This is a genomic window from Variovorax xiamenensis, assembly GCF_050916385.1.
Taxonomy (GTDB): Bacteria; Pseudomonadota; Gammaproteobacteria; order Burkholderiales; family Burkholderiaceae_C; genus Variovorax.
On the sequence record NZ_CP139038.1, the window covers coordinates 6,883,845 to 6,900,530 of the forward strand.

Genomic DNA, 16,686 nt, shown 5'->3' on the forward strand with positions numbered 1-16,686 from the left:
GCGGCCTCTCAGCCGATGGTCGCGATGGCGGCGCCGACCGTCACGTAGCCGCCCGCGGCCACCGAGATGGCGACCCGCCCCGCGCGATGCGCGAGCACCTGCATTTCCATCTTCATCGCTTCCATCACGGCAATGACGGCACCCTCGGCGACCTCGTCGCCATCGGCCACCTTCCACGCCTGCACCGTGCCGGAGACGGGCGCGGCCACGGCGGCGGCATCGACTGCAGACGCCTGCGCTGCGGGCGCTGCGACAGCGCCTCCCGCAGCCGACGAAAGTCCGCTGAGCAACACCGCCGGCAAGCCCAGCGCCATGCGCCGCCCGTCGACCTCGATCGCCGTGCGCAGCAGCGCGGCGTCGGGCAGCGGATCGGGGCGCAGGGCCGGCGTCTCGCCGTTGGCGAAGTCGGTCTCGATCCAGCGCGTGTGCACCTTGAAGGCATCGCCCGAGACGAAGTCCGGGTGCGTCATCACCGCGCGATGGAAGGGCAGCACGGTGGGCAGGCCCTCGATGCGGAACTCCTTCAGCGCGCGCCGTGCGCGCACGATGGCCTGCTCGCGCGTGGCACCGGTGACGATGAGCTTGGCCATCAGCGAGTCGAAGGTGCCCGGCACCTGCGAGCCCGACTCCACGCCGGCATCGACGCGCACGCCCGGACCCGAGGGCGCGTCGAACACCTTCACCGGACCCGGCGAGGGCAGGAAGCCGCGCCCCACGTCTTCGGCATTGATGCGGAACTCGAAGGCATGGCCGCGCGGCGCAGGCGTCTGCTTGACCTGCAGCGGCAGGCCTTCGGCAATGCGCAGCTGCTCGATCACGAGGTCGATGCCCGTGGTCTCCTCCGTCACCGGATGCTCCACCTGCAGCCGCGTGTTCACTTCGAGGAAGGAGATCGCGCCGGTCGTGCTCAGCATGAACTCGACCGTGCCTGCTCCCGTGTAGCCGGCCTCCGCGCAGATGTCGCGCGCGGCCTGGTGGATGCGCTCGCGCTGCGCGTCGCTCAGGAAGGGCGCGGGCGCCTCCTCCACCAGCTTCTGGTTGCGCCGCTGCAGCGAGCAGTCGCGCGTGCCGAGCACCACCACGTTGCCGTGCGTGTCGGCCAGCACCTGCGCCTCGACGTGGCGCGGGCGGTCGAGGAACTGCTCCACGTAGCACTCGCCGCGCCCGAAGGCCGTCACCGCTTCGCGCACCGCCGATTCGTACAGGCCCTCGACCTCGTCGAGCCGCCACGCCACCTTGATGCCGCGCCCGCCGCCGCCGAAGGCCGCCTTGATCGCGACCGGCAGCCCGTGCTTCTCGGCGAAGGCAAGCACCTCGCCCGCGTTCTTCACCGGATCGGCCGTGCCCGCCACCAGCGGCGCACCGACCTTCATCGCGAGCTTGCGGGCCTGCACCTTGTCGCCCAGCATCGCGATGGCGGCCGGCGGCGGGCCGACCCAGGTGAGGCCGGCGTCGATGACGGCCTGCGCGAAGGCCGCGCTCTCCGACAGGAAGCCGTAGCCCGGATGCACCGCGTCGGCGCCGCTGCGCGCGGCCACGTCGAGCAGCTTGGCGATGTTCAGGTAGGTGTCGGCGGGCTTGTTGCCGTCGAGCCCGTAGGCCTCGTCGGCCATGCGCGCATGCAGTGCATTCAGGTCGGCGTCCGCATAGACGGCGACGGACTGCACGCCGTGGTCGGCGCAGGCGCGCGCGATGCGCACGGCGATTTCGCCGCGGTTGGCGATCAGTACTTTCTTCATGGGGAGGCTTTCACTGGGCCATGGGCCTGAATCGGACGCGCGCGTTCACGGGGATCTGCCCCGCGCGGTCCAGGTGATGGGTGGCGACGGAGGCGATCACGGGATAGCCGCCGGTCAGCGGATGGTCGGCCAGGAACAGCACGGGCTGGCCGCTCGCGGGCACCTGGATCGAGCCGCGCGTCGTGCCCTCGCTGGGCAGCTCGGCGTGGTTGGAACGCTCCAGCGCCTGCTGTCCCGCGAGGCGCACGCCCACGCGGTTGGATTGCGGCGTGACGGTCCACGCCTGAGCGCACAGCAGATCGACCGCGTCGGGCGTGAACCAGTCGGTGCGCGGGCCGAGCACGATGTCGAGCACGACTTCTTCCTGGACGGTGGGCAGGTCCGTGGGCGGAGCTTCGGGCTCGCCGACGAGGGCGCCCGCGGACACCGCGCGCAAGGGCAGCACGTCGCCCGTTGCAATGGCGTTCGGGCCGACGCGCGCGAGCGTGTCGGTCGAGAGGCTGCCGAGCACGGGCGCGATGTCGAAGCCGCCGCGCACCGCGATGTAGCTGCGGATGCCGGCGCCCGGTTCGCCCAGCGCGAGCACGTCGCCATCGGCCAGCGCGACGGGTTGGTAGCGCGGCAGCGGCCACTGCGCACCATCGGCGCGGGTCAGCGTGACGGGCCCTTCTGCGCCGGTGACAGCCACCACCGCATCGCCGCGGCAGGCAAGCTGCAAGCCGCCATACGCGACTTCGATGCAGGCCGCGTCGGAGGCATTGCCGACGAGCCTGTTGGCCGCCTGCATCGAGCGCCGGTCCATCGCGCCGGAAGCCGACACGCCCTGCTTCGCTTGGCCATGGCGGCCGCCGTCCTGCAGCAGCGCCTGAAGGCCCGCCGCACGGATCTCGAAGGCACTGCCGCCGTTGTTCATTGCCGCCGGTTGCGACGGCGCAGGCGCGGTGGCCTGCGCTTCCGCGCGCGGCTGCCCGGTCACGTCCACGAATCGCACCGTATCGCCCGGCTGCAGCAGCGCGGGCGTCTCGCGCGAGAGGTCCCACATCGGCGCATCGGTGATGCCGAGGATCTGCCAGCCGCCCGGGCTCGCCTGCGGATAGACGCCGCTGAAGCTGCCCGCGAGGCCCACAGCCCCGGCAGGAATGCGCGTGCGCGGCACCTTGCGGCGCGGCACGTTCAGGCTCGGGTGCCCGCCAGAGAGATACGCGAAGCCCGGCGCGAAGCCGGTGAAAGCGACCGTGTAGTCGCTGCCGGTGTGGCGGTGCACCACTTCCTCGGGCGTGATGCCGAGCAGGCCGGCCACCTCGGCCAGGTCCTCGCCGTCGTAGCGCACGGGAATCTCGATTCGCCGCTCGATGCGGGTCTCGCGCGCGTCGAGGCTGCGCGCGCCGACCTGCCGCGCGAGTTCGTCGGCCGCGATCGCGGCCGGGCGGAAGGTGATCAGCAGCGTGCGCGCGGCGGGCACCAGCTCCTCGATGCCCGCGATGGGTTCCGCGCGCAGCGAAGCCAGCAGCGCGAGGGTCTGCGGCAAGTCGTCGAGCTCGACCAGCACCGCATTCAGGTTGACGGGCAGGAAGCGCATCGTCATGCGGCATCCACGAAGGAGCGGATCGCCACGCCCGACTGCTCCAGCAGCGCGCGCACCCGGCGTGCCATCTCCACCGCGCCGGGGCTGTCGCCGTGCACGCAGACCGACTCGGCCTCGATGCGCACCGTGCTGCCGTCGATGGCCGTGACCACGCCCTCGGAGGCCAGCCGCAGCATGCGCGCGGCCACTTCTTCCGCGTCGTGCAGCACCGCGCCGGGTTCGCGACGCGACACCAGCGTGCCCTTGGGCGTGTAGGCGCGGTCGGCGAAGGCCTCGGCCACCACGCGCAGGCCCGCGTCGCGCGCCCAGCCCAGCAGCGGCGAACCGGCCAGTGCCACCAGGACGAGGCTCGCGTCGATCTCGCGGATGGCGGCGATCACGTCGCGCGCCTGGCGCTCGTCGTGGGCGATGGTGTTGTAGAGCGCGCCGTGCGGCTTCACGTAGCGCACGGTGGTGCCGGCGGCGGCGGCCAGTCCTTTGAGCGCGCCGATCTGGTAGATGACGTCGGCGCGCAGGTCGGCGCTTTCCACGTCCATGTTGCGGCGCCCGAACCCCACGAGGTCGCGGTAGGCCACATGGGCGCCGATGACGACGCCACGCTCCTTCGCCTGCCGCAGCGTGCGAAGGATGCCGGCCGGGTCGCCCGCATGGAAGCCGCAGGCCACGTTGGCGCTGCTCACGAGGGAAAGCATGGAGGCGTCGTCGCCCATGCGCCATGCGCCGAGGCTCTCGCCGAGGTCGCTGTTCAGGTCGATGTTCATCGTTCGGTCTTCAGTCGGTCAGTGCAGGCGGCCGGCGGTCTCGCGCACGTCGTCGCGCACGAGCAGCGCGGTGCGGATCGCCACGCGGAAGGCTTCCACCTGCGTCTGCAGCGCCATGCTCGCCACGCCCGGCTTGGACGCGGCCTGTTCCGGCAGGTAGGGCACGTGCACGAAGCCGCCGCGCGTGTGCGCGAGCGCGGGCCAGGTCGCGATGCGGTGCATCAGCGCGTAGAAGATGTGGTTGCACACGAAGGTGCCGGCGCTGTTGGACACCGCCGCCGGCAGCCCCGCGGCGCGCATGTCGCGCACCATGGCCTTGACGGGCAGCGTCGTGAAGTACGCGGCCGGACCGCCGGGCTCGACCTCGATGTCGATGGGCTGGTAGCCGGCGTTGTCGGGAATGCGCGCGTCGTCCACGTTGAGCGCGGCTCGCTCCAGCGAGATCTCGGTGCGCCCGCCCGCGGCGCCGATGCACAGCACCAGCGGCAGCGGCGCCCGGTCGGCCTGGATGCCGGCCAGCGCCGCTTCCAGCGTGCGGATCGAGCGGCCGAACACGCAGGGCAGCTGCAGCGCCTGCACCACCGCGCCCTCGCAGGTCCAGCCGTCGAGCGAGCGCGCGATCTCCCAGGCCGGGTTGACGGGGTCGTTCTCGAAGGGCTCGAAGCCGGCGAGCAGCACGCGCGGCGCGGCGCCACTGGCCGTTGTCTTTGTCATGGGCACGGCCTCAGCGGAACATCAGGAAGTACATCAGGAAGATGTTGACCACCAGCAGCGCGGCCGCCGTCGGTATCTGCACGCGGATCACGGCGTTCTTGTCGGGCAGCTCCAGCAGCGCCGCCGGCACGATATTGAAGTTGGCCGCCATCGGCGTCATCAGCGTCCCGCAGTAGCCCGAGAACATGCCGATGGCCGCCATCACCGCCGGGTCGCCGTGGTACACGCCCACCAGCACCGGAACGCCCACGCCGCCCGTCATCACCGGGAAGGCCGCGAAGCCGTTGCCCATGATGATGGTGAAGAGCGCCATGCCCAGCACGTAGACCGCGACCGCGACGAAGCGGATGTCCATGTTGATGTAGCTGGTGGTGATGTACGCCACCGCCTTGCCCACGCCCGCGTCGGAGAACACGAGGCCCAGCATGCCCAGCATCTGCGGCAGCACCACGGCCCAGCCCAGCGCGTCGGTCAGGCGGCGCGACTCGCGCATGCCCTGCACCGGCGATTCGCGCGTCAGCCAGCAGGCCAGCGCCAGCGCCGCCACGCAGCCCACGCCCAGGCTCACCAGCGTGGTGTTCTTGGGGTCGAGCAGGAAGGCGTCGCCGATCTTCACCTTGCTCATCAGCACGGTGCCGATGACGGTGACCAGCGGGATCGCCAGCGCCGGCATGAAGAGCTTGTTGCCCAGGCGCTTCGCGCTGGCTTCGTACTGGGCCGGCGTCGGCTCGTTGTGCTTGCCCGCGCCCACGCCGCGCATGCCGGCGATGACGGCCATGGCGATGGCGCCCACGCCGACCACGGCCGGCGGCAGCTTGTCGCCGACCAGGAAGACCAGCGAATAGAGGCCCCAGAAGAGCGCGCTGGTGTAGCGCTTGGGATGCTGGCGGTCGGCCAGCGTCATGACCGCCGTGATCGCGAGGATCAGGCCGACCAGGATGTAGAGGTGCTGGATCGAGAGGATCATGATGCTCAGCGTCCTTCCTGCGTGGCGGGAACGGCGGGCACGTCGGACGCCGGAGCGCCGTCGAGTTCACGCGCCAGCGCCTGGTCGAGCCGGCGCAGGCGCCAGGCGTGGATGATGAAGGCGGCGATCGCCGTCGGGATGCCCCACATCGCGACGTGCAGCGGCTCCACGTCGATGCCGGCCTCGTGCAGGAAGGTGGTCATCAGCACGATGGCGCCGAAGGCCACGAAGATGTCCTCGCCGAAGAACAGGCCCACGTTGTCGGTGGCGGCCGCATAGGCGCGCAGCTTGTGGCGGATGCGGTCGGGCAGCTTGCCGTAGCGCGTCTCGGTGGCGCCCTCGGCCATCGGCGCGAGCAGCGGGCGCACCATCTGCGGATGGCCACCCAGGCTGGTGAGGCCCATGGCAGCGGTGAGTTCGCGCGCCGCCAGGTAGACGATCAGCAGGCGCCCGGCGGTGGCCGACTTGATGCGGCTGATCCAGTTCTGCGCGTGCTGGCGCAGGCCGTGGCGCTCGAGCAGGCCGATCACCGCCAGCGGCAGAAGAATGATCAGCGGCAGGTTGCGCGTCTTGATGAAGCCGGTGCCGATGGCCGTGAGGATCGCCATCGGGCCGAAGCCCGCGGCAATCGCAGTGGCGATGGCGGTGACGATCACCACCAGCATCGGATTGAAGCGCAGGACGAAGCCCGCAATGATCACGGCGACGCCGATCAGCGGCCAGAGGTGAGGGATGTCAGGAGTCATGTTGGTCTTTCGTTCGGGTGATTCGGAGACACCTTGCGCCGGGGTTCCGGCAGGCCGCTTCTTGCAAGCCGCGTGCCAATGAATGAGCAATTCATTTCACCTGAATCACTCATTTCAAATAAATTGTTGAACAATTTGTATGAGTGTGCCCAACAACAGTGCCTATCCGACTCCATGAAAACCCTGAGCGCGCCGCCGTCTGGTGCGTCCGGCGATGCCCCTCCTTGCGCGGCCCAGCGGGGAAAACCTGCTAAAAACGCCCGGGTTCACAGCACCTCCCACACCCGCCTTTCCCACTCGGAATGAACCCACCGGCCTCCACGACCCCAACCGCCCCGCCGGCCGCCGCCGGCGCACAGACGCTCAACGACCGGGTCGCGGAGCTGATCCGCCAGAAGATCGTGAAGGGCGAGTTCTCGCCGGGACAGCGGCTGTCGGAGGCCGCGCTGGCCGACAGCTTCGAGATTTCGCGCAACACCCTGCGCGAGGTGTTCCGCACGCTGACCAAGGAAGGGCTGCTCAAGCACGCGCCGAACCGCGGCGTGTTCGTGGCGGTGCCGAGCATCGCGTCGATCATCGACATCTACCGCGTGCGCCGCCTCATCGAATGCCAGGCGCTGGCGCAGGCCTACCCGCGCCATCCGGCCAAGAAGCACATGCGCGACGCGGTGGAGATGGCGCTGAAGTGCCGCGAGGCCGGCGACTGGCTGGGCGTGGGCACGGCCAACATGGAGTTCCACATGGCCATCGTGGAGCTGGCCGACAGCGAACGGCTGAACAACCTGTTCGCGCACATCCTGGTCGAATTGCGGCTGGCCTTCGGCCTGCTCAAGGACCCGGAGTTCCTGCACGCGCCCTACGTCGACATGAACACCAAGCTGCTCGAACTCATCGAGGCCGGCAAGTTCGCCGAGGGCGCGACCGCCCTCAACGACTACCTGATCCACTCCGAGCGCATCGTGCTCGCGGTCTACGCGCGGCGCATGCCCGAGGGCGGCGTCGACAACTAGCCGGCCGGGCCGCATGTTCGAGCCGTATCTCGAGCGCTGGAACCTGAGCGCCGACGGCGACGCCTTCGCCTCTCTGAGCGGACATCTCCTGCCCGTGCGCCGGCACGCCATGCCCGCCATCCCCGCCATGCTCAAGATCTCGCGGGAGCCCGAGGAACAGGCGGGCGCCCTGCTGATGGCCTGGTGGAACGGCGACGGCGCGGCGCCGGTGCTCGCCCACGACGGCGAGGCCCTGCTCATGGTGCGCGCGCAGGGAACGGATTCGCTCGTGCGGATGGTCGAACGCGGCCAGGACGACGAAGCCACGCGCATCCTCTGTGCAGCCGCCGCGCGCCTGCACGCACCGCGCGACAAGCCGCTGCCGCCGCTGGCTCCCCTCATCGAATGGTTCCGGTCGCTATGGGCCGGGGCCGCCACGCACGGCGGAGTCTTCGGGCACAGCGCAAGCACCGCGCGCGAACTGCTGGCGGCGCCTCGCGATGTCGCCGTGCTGCACGGCGACATCCACCACGGCAACGTGCTCGACTTCGGCGCCTCGGGCTGGCTGGCCATCGACCCGAAGGGCCTGCATGGCGAGCGGGGTTTCGACTACGCCAACATCCTGTGCAACCCCGACGGCGAAAACGCCCTGGTGCCGGGCCGGTTCGCGCGCCGCATCGACCTCATCGCGCAGGCATCGGGCATCGAGCGCCGGCGGCTGCTGCAGTGGGTGCTGGCGTGGGCGGGCCTGTCGGCGGTCTGGATGCTCGAGGACGGCGAAGCGCCCGGGAGCACCCTCGAGGTGGCGAAGCTGGCGGCGTCGGCGCTCGGCCTCGCCGGCTGAGCAGGGCCGCTCAGGCGAGTTCGAGCTTCATGCCCTCGTGCGTGGCCTCGAAGCCCAGCCGCTCGTAGAAGCGGTGCGCGTCGCCGCGGCGCTTGTCGGTGGTGAGCTGCACGAGGCGGCATCCCGCGGCACGGGCGGTATCGATCGCGAATTCGATCATGCGCTCGCCGATTTCCTGCCCCCGGTGCGTCGACGCCACGCGCACGCCCTCGATCTGAGCCCGAAGCGCGCCCTGCCGGGCCAGCCCCGGGATGAGGATGAGCTGCACGCAACCGACCACCGCGCCGGACAGCTCGGCCACCAGCACGTCGTTGCCGTCCTGTGCCTCGATCTGCCGCCACGCAGTCTCATAGATCGCGGCATCGTCGGGACGCTCGCGCGACGCGCCGAGCAGGTCGTCGGCCAGCATCGCGACGATGGCGGGGAGATCGGCCCACACGGCCTTGCGAATCTTCAGAAGGGTGTCCGGTGGTGTCATGGGGTTCGTCAACTTCGGCATCGGCTTTCCAGGGGCGGGCTGAAATAATGACAGCCCCACAACGGCCCCGTGATGGACACCACGCCATGACCCTGTCTGCCTACCTGCTCTTCCTGCCGGCCTGCTTCGCCATCAACATGGCATTCGGCCCCAACAACCTGCTGTCGGTGACCAACGGCGCGAAGCACGGCGTCTCGCCCGCGGTCATCGCGGCCAGCGGCCGGCTCGTGGCCTTCGCGATCATGATCGCCATCGCGGGGCTGGGCATGGGCGCGGTGCTGGTGGCCTCGGAGCTGGCCTTCGACGTCATCAAGTACATCGGCGCGGCATACCTCGTGTGGATCGGCATCCGCCTGCTGCGCGCGCCGGCGCCCACGGCCGAGGTGCAGGCGCGCGACGCGTCCGCGCCGCCTTCGATGCGCGCGCTGGTGCGGCAGGAGTTCACCGTGGCGGCGGGCAACCCGAAGGCGATCCTGGTGTTCACCGCCTTCTTCCCGCAGTTCGTGGTGCCCGGCGCCTACGCCTCCAGCTACGTGCTGCTGGGCCTGACCTTCCTGGTGTTCGAGCTGGTGGCGATCGCGCTCTATGCGCTGCTCGGCGCGCGCATGCGCCGGCTGGCCAACGGGAGCCGCGCGATGCGGTGGTTCAACCGCATCAGCGGCAGCATGATGGTCGGCTTCGGGCTGATCCTGGCGCTCACGCGTCGCCCTGCGGCCTGATCACGCTCAAGCCTTCAGGTACTCGGCCTTGGTGCCCAGCCAGCGGTCGATGTGCCGCTGCGCCAGGTCGGGGTGCTTGCGCAGCATGACCGGCGCGAGTTCGCGGGCCCAGTCGAGCAGCAGCGTGTCGGTCGTGAGGTCGGCAAAACGCAGCAGCGGGGCGCCCGACTGGCGCGCGCCGAGGAACTCGCCGGGGCCGCGTATCTCGAGGTCGCGCCGCGCGATCTCGAAGCCGTCGCCGGTCTCGGCCATCGCCTTGAGCCGCGCACGCGCCGCCTCGCCGACGCGGCCGCTGTCGCCCGGCGCGTAAAGCAGCACGCAGGCCGAGGCCGCCGCGCCGCGCCCCACGCGGCCGCGCAGCTGGTGCAGCTGCGAGAGGCCGAAGCGCTCGGCATGCTCGATGACCATGAGCGAGGCATTCGGTACGTCGACGCCCACTTCGATCACCGTGGTGCTCACCAGCACCTGGATCTCGTTGGCGGTGAACGCGGCCATCACCGCCTGCTTCTCTGCCGTGGGCATGCGCGAATGCAGCAGGCCGACCTGGATGGGCTCGCCCAGCGTCCCGGCGAGCTCGTCGCGCGTCTCGGTGGCGTTGCGCAGGTCGACGGCCTCGCTCTCCTCGATCAGCGGGCACACCCAGTACACCTGCCGGCCCTGCGCGATCTGCGAATGGATGCGGTCGATGACCTCGTCGCGCCGGTGGTCGGCCACCAGCTTCGTGATGATGGGCGTGCGCCCCGGCGGCAGCTCGTCGAGCGTGGAGACGTCGAGGTCGGCGTAGTAGCTCATCGCGAGCGTGCGCGGGATGGGCGTGGCGCTCATCATCAGCAGGTGCGGCTCGAGATGCCCCTCGGCTTTGCCGCGCAGGGCCAGCCGCTGCGCGACGCCGAAGCGGTGCTGCTCGTCGATGATCGCCAGCGCGAGGCTCTTGAAGCGCACCTTCTCCGAGATGACCGCGTGCGTGCCGATGACCAGCGCGGCCTCGCCGCTTTCCACCGCGGCCGACATCTCGTCGCGCTCCTTCTTCTTCTGGCTGCCGGTGAGCCATGCCACGCGCTGGCCGCGCGCCGCCAGCAACGGATCGAGCCAGCCGACCAGCTTGCCGAAGTGCTGGGCGGCGAGGATCTCGGTGGGCGCCATCAGCGCGCACTGGAAGCCCGCGTCGATGCAGCGCGCCGCCGCGAGCGCCGCCACCACTGTCTTGCCCGAACCGACGTCGCCCTGCAGCAGGCGGTGCATCGGGATCTCGCGGCCCAGGTCGCGCGTGATCTCCTCGCCGACGCGCTGCTGCGCGCCCGTGAGACCGAAGGGCAGCACGGCGAGCAACTGCGAATGCAGCGAGGCCGCGTCGGGCTCGGGTGGCAGGGGCGGCAGCACCGGAGCGCGCTGCGCCGCGCGCTCCAGCCGCGCCTGCAACTGCGAAAGCTGCTGCGCCAGCAGCTCCTCGGCCTTGATGCGCTGCCATGCCGGATGGCTGTGGTCCTCCAGCGTGGCGATCGCCACGTCGGGCGTCGGGTAGTGCAGGAAGCTCAGCGAGGCGCGCAGGTCCCACGCGCCGCGAAAGCCGATCTGCACGGGAATGGTCTCGTCGAGCACCGCGCGCGCGAGGCCCGAGCGCACCTCGCGCCGCAGCACCGGCTGCGCGAGCCCGGCCACCGTCGAATACACCGGCGTGAGCGCATTCGGCAAGGCGGTGCCTGCCGCCTTCACCGTCGGATGCATGATCTGCCGCCCCACGAAGCCGCCTCGCACCTCGCCGCGCACGCGCACCTTCGCGCCGACCGCAAGCTGCTTCTGCTGCGAGGGATAGAAGTTGAAGAAGCGAAGCTGGCAGGTTTCGCTGCCGTCGTCGATGGTCGCCAGCAGCTGGCGATGCGGCCTGTAGACCACCTCGCACTCGGTGACCACGCCCTCTACCTGCGCCATGTCGCCGTCGCGCGTGTCGGCGATGCGCACGATGCGCGTCTCGTCCTCGTAGCGCATCGGCAGGTAGAGCGCGAAGTCGATGTCGCGCACCAGGCCGAGCTTGCGCAGCGCGCGCTGGACCTGGCTCAGGCCGGCGCCCGGCTGCGAAGGCGCTGCTGCTGCTGCTGCGGCGTTCGCTTCGGGTGGAGGAGTCGGGGCTTTCTTGGCGGGCACGGACAAGGCTTCTAGCGCGGGCGGCAAAGGTCCGTCAAGGCGCTGCGGGCATCGGGGAACATGAACCGGAAACCGGACTGCAGCAGGCGCGCCGGCACCACGCGCTGGCCTTCGAGCAGCAGGTCGGCCTGTTCGCCGAGCAGCAGCCTGACGGGCGCGGCGGGCGTCGGCATCCAGCAGGGCCGGTGCAGCACGCCGGCGGCGACGCGGGTGAACTCTTCCTGGCTCAGGGCGCCGGGCGCGGTGAAGTTGAATGCCTGCGCGGCCGGCGGCGCTTCGGCCCTTTGCACCTCGGTCCAGACATGCGCCATGGCGCGGATCAGGTCGTGCACGTGCACCCACGACAGCCACTGCCGCCCGCTGCCCAGGCGTCCGCCCATGCCCAGCGAGATCGGCAACAGCAGCTGCGGCAGCGAACCCTGGTGGCCCAGCACGAATCCGAAGCGCATGCAGGCCACGTGCACGCCGTGGGCCACGGCTGCCTGCGCCGCCTGTTCCCAGCGCTGGCACAGCTGCGACATGAAGATCGCCTGCGGCGGGGCGTTCTCGTCGAGTTCGGCCGTGTCGCCTTGCGGCTGCACGCCGTAGTAGCCGATGGCGGAGCCGGAAAGCAGCAGCCACGGTTTCCGCGGGCGCGCCGCGATCCATGCGACCAGCTGCCGGGTCAGTCCTTCGCGGCTTTGCAGCAGCTGCGCCCGGCGCCGCTCGCTCCAGCGCATGCCCAGGATGCGCGCGCCCGCGAGATTGACGACCACGTCGACATCGTCGGCCGCCGGTATCTGGTCGAGCGTCCGCACACAGCGCACCGCGCCGCCGAAGCCCCAGGCGGCCGATCGCGCGTCGCGCGTCCAGACTGTCACGGCATGCCCGTCGGCCACCAGGTGGCGCACGAGCAACTGTCCGATGAAGCCCGTGCCGCCCGTCACCAGCACGCGCTGCGGCTTCGAGCCGAAGCGCACCGGCGCCTCGGCCGCGCGCGCCTGCTCCTGTGCGCCGCGCCTGAACAGGGCACGCGCCGCGAAGGCATCGCGCAGGCCCGACAGGCCGACGCCCACGCCGCACAGCGCCAGGAACGCGCCGAGCCAGCCCTGCGGCTGCCACACCATCGCGGTCGGCTGCGCGGCCCAGCCCGTCGCGCTCATGGCGAGCAGCGCGATGAAGGCGCCCGCGTTGATGGCCAGCACCGTGTGCGTCACGCGCTCGGTGGGCGGCAGCAGGCGGCTGCCGTCTTCCACCACGAAGTCCCACAGCGTGAGCACGATCTCGACGCCGAATACCGCCAGCAGCACCCACGCCCACGCGCCGTGCCAGGCCCATGACGACAGCCCGATGAACAGCGCGCAATAGATCGACGAGCGCGTCGCGTGTATCGCCAGCTCGCGGCCCGCGGTGCCGCGCCGCGGCAGCGCCTCGGTGCCCTCGTGGTGATAGAGCGTGTCGAAGGCGCCCAGCGCGCCCTGCGCCGCCATGAGCTGCAAGGCCAGCAGATGCGTGTCGATCATGCGGGCGTCGCCTTCGGCTCGGCGATCTCCTCGAACACGCCGACCTGGGTGAAGGTCGTGCCCATGAGTCGATGGCGGATCTCGATGCGGATGTTGAAGCGCTCGGGCGTCTCGTTGTGATGCCAGAGGAAAGTCTTGCCCGGCGTGAACACGCCCGGCAGCGGAATGCGCCAGCCGAACAGGTCCCAGAAATAGCCGTCGCTCTGGAAATGCAGGCTGCCGTTCTCCACACTCAGCACCAGCTTCATGCCCAGGCCCATGCCCACGTACTCCAGCACCTCGCCACGCTCGCTCTCGCGCATGAAGCTGGTGAACTGGATCGGCTTGCGACTATGCAGGCGGTAGATGCGCTGCTTGTAGATCGCCGGGTCTTGCGGCTTCGCATAGACCTGGATCTCCACCGGGAAGTTGGCGTCGCTGTAGGGAATCAGCGCGCCCTGGATCATCGGCTGCGTGATGTGGCCCAGCAGCTTGCCGAAGCGCGAGCAGCGCAGTTCGCTGAGCGAGCCCAGGTAGTGCAGCGCCTTGCCCGGCGACGGGTTCTTGTCGAAGCGGCGGCGGATGTCGGGGTGCAGGCCCTGCCAGGCGCTGCCGAGGATCTTCTTGAAGAGTTCGCCTTCGGAGGGGCCGGGCGACGAGCCCGACGGAACACGCGCAGCTTGTGAATCGACCATCCGCCGATTCTGCCTCGACAGCCCCTCGAAAACGGGCGGCTTTCGCGGCATGGGACAATCCGGGTCGCATCCCCCCGTCTTCCCGTCTTTCTTGGAACGGGCCCGTCCGGCCCTCAAGCACATGCGCGCTTTCACGCTCTCCGATTTCGATTTCGCCTTGCCGCCCGAGCTGGTGGCGCAACACCCGGCCACCGAACGCACCTCCTCCCGCCTGCTCGACGGCACGGGGCCCGCACCGGTCGATCGCATCTTCAAGAATTTGCCCTCGCTGCTGCGCGAGGGCGACCTGCTGGTCTTCAACGACACCCGCGTGGTCAAGGCCCGCCTCTTCGGCGAGAAGCCCACCGGCGGCAAGCTCGAGCTGCTGGTCGAGCGCGTGCTGCAGGGCCAGGAAGCGGTCGCGCACATGAAGGTCAGCAAGAAGCCGCCCGTGGGCACCACGCTGGAGATGGTCGGCGGCTTCCGCGCCACGCTGCTGGGCCGCTGGCCCGACGAGAACGGCGCGCTGTTCCGCTTCGCCTTCGAGAGCGACACCGGCGAGAACCCCTACATGCTGATGGAGCGCTGCGGCCATGTGCCGCTGCCGCCCTACATCACGCACACCGATTCGGCCGAGGACGAGAGCCGCTACCAGACCGTGTTCGCGCGCGTGCCCGGCGCGGTAGCCGCGCCCACCGCCGCGCTGCACTTCGACGAGGGCCTCCTGGCCGAACTCGAGGCGAACGGCGTGCGGCGCGCCAACGTCACGCTGCACGTGGGCGCCGGCACCTTCCAGCCGGTGAAGACCGAGAACATCGCCGAACACACGATGCACGCCGAGCGCTACGAGGTGCCCGAGGCCACCCAGCGCGCCATTGCCGAGTGCAAGGCGCGCGGCGGCCGCATCGTGGCGGTGGGCACGACCACCGTGCGCACGCTCGAGTCGTGGGCCAAGAGCGGCGAAGCCTCGGGCGACACGCGCATCTTCATCACGCCGGGCTTCGCCTTCGAGCACGTCGACCTGCTGGTGACGAACTTCCATCTGCCGAAGAGCACGCTGATGATGCTGGTCTCGGCCTTCGCGGGCTACGAGCGGGTGATGGCGCTCTATGCCCATGCCATCGCGGAGCGCTATCGCTTCTTCAGCTATGGCGACTCCATGCTGCTCGCACGCACCCAGGACTGAACGACATGCTGAACTTCGAACTCCTCAAGACCGACCCCGACAGCCACGCGCGCCGCGCCACGCTCACGCTCAACCACGGCAAGGTGCAGACGCCGATCTTCATGCCGGTGGGCACCTACGGCACGGTCAAGGGCGTGATGCCACGCAGCCTGGAAGAGATGGGCGCGCAGATCATCCTGGGCAACACCTTCCACCTGTGGATGCGCCCCGGCCTCGACGTGATGGCGAGCTTCGGCGGGCTGCACCAGTTCGAGAAGTGGAACAAGCCCATCCTCACCGACTCGGGCGGCTTCCAGGTGTGGTCGCTGGGCGCGATGCGCAAGATCAGCGAGGAAGGCGTGAAGTTCGCCTCGCCGGTCAACGGCGACAAGCTGTTCCTCACGCCGGAGGTCTCGATGCAGATCCAGACCATCCTCAACAGCGACATCGTGATGCAGTTCGACGAATGCACGCCCTACGACACCAAGGGCCACATCACGACCGAGGCCGAGGCGCGCATCTCGATGGAGCTGAGCCTGCGCTGGGCGAAGCGCTGCCAGGCGGAATTCACTCGCCTGCAGAACCCGAACGCGCTCTTCGGCATCGTGCAGGGCGGCATGTACGAGAACCTGCGCGAAGAATCGCTCGCGGCGCTGGTCGACATGGACTTTCCCGGCTACGCCATCGGCGGCGTGAGCGTGGGCGAGCCCAAGGAAGAGATGCTGCACATCATGGGCCACACGCCGCACCGGCTGCCCGCGAACAAGCCGCGCTACCTGATGGGCGTGGGCACGCCTGAAGACCTGGTGCAGGGCGTGGCCGACGGCGTGGATATGTTCGACTGCGTGATGCCCACGCGCAATGCGCGCAACGGCACGCTCTTCACCCGCTTCGGCGACCTGAAGATGCGCAACGCGCGCCACAAGAGCGACCCGCAGCCCATCGACCCGAGCTGCACCTGCCATGCCTGCGCCGGCACCTCGGGCGTGAGCTGGAACGACGGCGGGCGCGAAGGCTTCAGCCGCGCCTACCTGCATCACCTGGACCGCTGCGGCGAGATGCTCGGGCCGATGCTCACGACCATCCACAACCTGCACTACTACCTGAACCTGATGCGCGAGATCCGCGAGGCGCTCGACGCGGGCACGTTTACGGAGTTCCGTGCGCGTTTCAAGTCGGAGCGGGCGCGAGGCGTCTGAGGCTTCGTCTTACTTCAGCGGCTGGATCGGCAGCGGCGAGGCATAGGGCTCGATGCGCAGCGCATCGTTCTTGAAGACCACGATCTGCTTGAGCGGCGCCTGCACCAGCGCGCCGCCCGCGTCCTTGCTCGAGGCGTACTGCCACAGCGTGAGCTGACCCTTGGCGGCGAGCTGCGTTGCGAGCCGCTCCACCGCAGGACCCGATCCTGCACCGAGCATCGCGGCATCGGCGCCGACGATCACCTCGTCGCGCGCCGAGACCACCTTGAAGAGCTGAACGCCACCCGCGGCGCCTTGGGCGCGCACGGAGCGCACCGCCAGCGCGGCGGGAACGAGCATCGCGAATGCAATGAGGGTGCGGCGGCGGGGAAGTGTCTTCGTCTTCATGGGAGCAAGCGTAGCCACGCACGCGCGCGTCGCCCATTCGCCGGAAGCCATACACCGGCCGGCCGCTATCCGCTACGCTTGCCGTCCGTCCTCACT

At 69.9% G+C, this 16,686-nt stretch carries 16 protein-coding genes; 5 read left to right on the top strand and 11 right to left on the bottom strand.

Features of this window, described 5'->3' with window-relative positions:
• Window positions 1-8: 8 nt before the first annotated feature.
• From SFB74_RS31715 to SFB74_RS31740, 6 genes are read right to left on the bottom strand one after another with little or no spacing between them, the layout of a single operon-like run.
• On the bottom strand, window positions 9-1,739 hold the full coding sequence (locus SFB74_RS31715) for an acetyl/propionyl/methylcrotonyl-CoA carboxylase subunit alpha (protein WP_432728325.1): 1,731 nt from the start codon (window positions 1,737-1,739) through the stop codon (window positions 9-11).
• A 10-nt stretch (window positions 1,740-1,749) separates the two neighbouring features.
• Entirely contained in the window at window positions 1,750-3,318 is a 1,569-nt protein-coding gene (locus SFB74_RS31720) for a 5-oxoprolinase/urea amidolyase family protein (protein WP_432732030.1), read from the bottom strand.
• A 2-nt stretch (window positions 3,319-3,320) separates the two neighbouring features.
• Window positions 3,321-4,085, bottom strand: coding sequence for a LamB/YcsF family protein (locus SFB74_RS31725; RefSeq protein WP_432728326.1), 765 nt, complete (start codon window positions 4,083-4,085; stop codon window positions 3,321-3,323).
• An 18-nt stretch (window positions 4,086-4,103) separates the two neighbouring features.
• The gene (pcp, locus tag SFB74_RS31730; RefSeq protein ID WP_432728328.1) at window positions 4,104-4,799 is read right to left on the bottom strand and encodes a pyroglutamyl-peptidase I; all 696 of its coding nucleotides are present in this window, start codon (window positions 4,797-4,799) and stop codon (window positions 4,104-4,106) included.
• Between the two features lie 10 nt (window positions 4,800-4,809).
• Window positions 4,810-5,766 (bottom strand): DUF979 domain-containing protein, encoded by a 957-nt coding sequence (locus SFB74_RS31735; protein ID WP_432728329.1) that lies wholly within the window; start codon window positions 5,764-5,766, stop codon window positions 4,810-4,812.
• Window positions 5,767-5,771: 5 nt separating this feature from the next.
• Window positions 5,772-6,512, bottom strand: a complete 741-nt coding sequence (locus SFB74_RS31740) for a DUF969 domain-containing protein (protein ID WP_432728330.1) — start codon at window positions 6,510-6,512, stop codon at window positions 5,772-5,774.
• A 302-nt stretch (window positions 6,513-6,814) separates the two neighbouring features.
• Here SFB74_RS31740 and SFB74_RS31745 point away from each other — a divergent pair, with 302 nt between their 5' ends.
• Window positions 6,815-7,522, top strand: a complete 708-nt coding sequence (locus SFB74_RS31745) for a GntR family transcriptional regulator (protein WP_432728331.1) — start codon at window positions 6,815-6,817, stop codon at window positions 7,520-7,522.
• A 13-nt stretch (window positions 7,523-7,535) separates the two neighbouring features.
• Window positions 7,536-8,345: an aminoglycoside phosphotransferase family protein gene (locus SFB74_RS31750; protein ID WP_432728333.1), complete on the top strand. Its 810-nt coding sequence runs from the start codon at window positions 7,536-7,538 to the stop codon at window positions 8,343-8,345.
• Window positions 8,346-8,355: 10 nt separating this feature from the next.
• Here SFB74_RS31750 and SFB74_RS31755 read toward each other — a convergent pair whose 3' ends face one another.
• Window positions 8,356-8,844 (bottom strand): GNAT family N-acetyltransferase, encoded by a 489-nt coding sequence (locus SFB74_RS31755; protein ID WP_432728335.1) that lies wholly within the window; start codon window positions 8,842-8,844, stop codon window positions 8,356-8,358.
• 65 nt (window positions 8,845-8,909) lie between these two features.
• Here SFB74_RS31755 and SFB74_RS31760 point away from each other — a divergent pair, with 65 nt between their 5' ends.
• Window positions 8,910-9,542 (top strand): LysE family translocator, encoded by a 633-nt coding sequence (locus SFB74_RS31760; RefSeq protein ID WP_432728337.1) that lies wholly within the window; start codon window positions 8,910-8,912, stop codon window positions 9,540-9,542.
• Window positions 9,543-9,548: 6 nt separating this feature from the next.
• Here the strand turns inward: SFB74_RS31760 and recG are convergent, their stop codons facing one another.
• Genes recG through SFB74_RS31775 form a run of 3 tightly spaced genes read right to left on the bottom strand, consistent with a single transcriptional unit; the run spans window position 9,549 to window position 13,860 of the window.
• Window positions 9,549-11,684 carry an ATP-dependent DNA helicase RecG gene (gene recG, locus SFB74_RS31765; RefSeq protein ID WP_432728339.1) on the bottom strand — a complete coding sequence of 712 codons (2,136 nt, stop codon included), beginning with the start codon at window positions 11,682-11,684 and terminating at the stop codon, window positions 9,549-9,551.
• Window positions 11,685-11,695: 11 nt separating this feature from the next.
• Window positions 11,696-13,186 (bottom strand): TIGR01777 family oxidoreductase, encoded by a 1,491-nt coding sequence (locus tag SFB74_RS31770; RefSeq protein WP_432728341.1) that lies wholly within the window; start codon window positions 13,184-13,186, stop codon window positions 11,696-11,698.
• Complete coding sequence (locus tag SFB74_RS31775; RefSeq protein WP_432728342.1) at window positions 13,183-13,860, bottom strand: DUF4166 domain-containing protein; 678 nt, start codon at window positions 13,858-13,860, stop codon at window positions 13,183-13,185. The genes SFB74_RS31770 and SFB74_RS31775 overlap by 4 nt, the downstream gene beginning before the upstream one ends.
• 121 nt (window positions 13,861-13,981) lie before the next feature.
• Between SFB74_RS31775 and queA the strand changes: the two genes are divergently transcribed.
• Both queA and tgt read left to right on the top strand, forming a co-directional pair.
• Window positions 13,982-15,025: a tRNA preQ1(34) S-adenosylmethionine ribosyltransferase-isomerase QueA gene (gene queA / locus SFB74_RS31780; protein WP_432728344.1), complete on the top strand. Its 1,044-nt coding sequence runs from the start codon at window positions 13,982-13,984 to the stop codon at window positions 15,023-15,025.
• Between the two features lie 5 nt (window positions 15,026-15,030).
• Complete coding sequence (gene tgt / locus SFB74_RS31785) at window positions 15,031-16,203, top strand: tRNA guanosine(34) transglycosylase Tgt (RefSeq protein ID WP_432728346.1); 1,173 nt, start codon at window positions 15,031-15,033, stop codon at window positions 16,201-16,203.
• 9 nt (window positions 16,204-16,212) lie between these two features.
• Here the strand turns inward: tgt and SFB74_RS31790 are convergent, their stop codons facing one another.
• Window positions 16,213-16,590 (bottom strand): hypothetical protein, encoded by a 378-nt coding sequence (locus SFB74_RS31790; protein WP_432728347.1) that lies wholly within the window; start codon window positions 16,588-16,590, stop codon window positions 16,213-16,215.
• Window positions 16,591-16,686 lie beyond the last annotated feature (96 nt).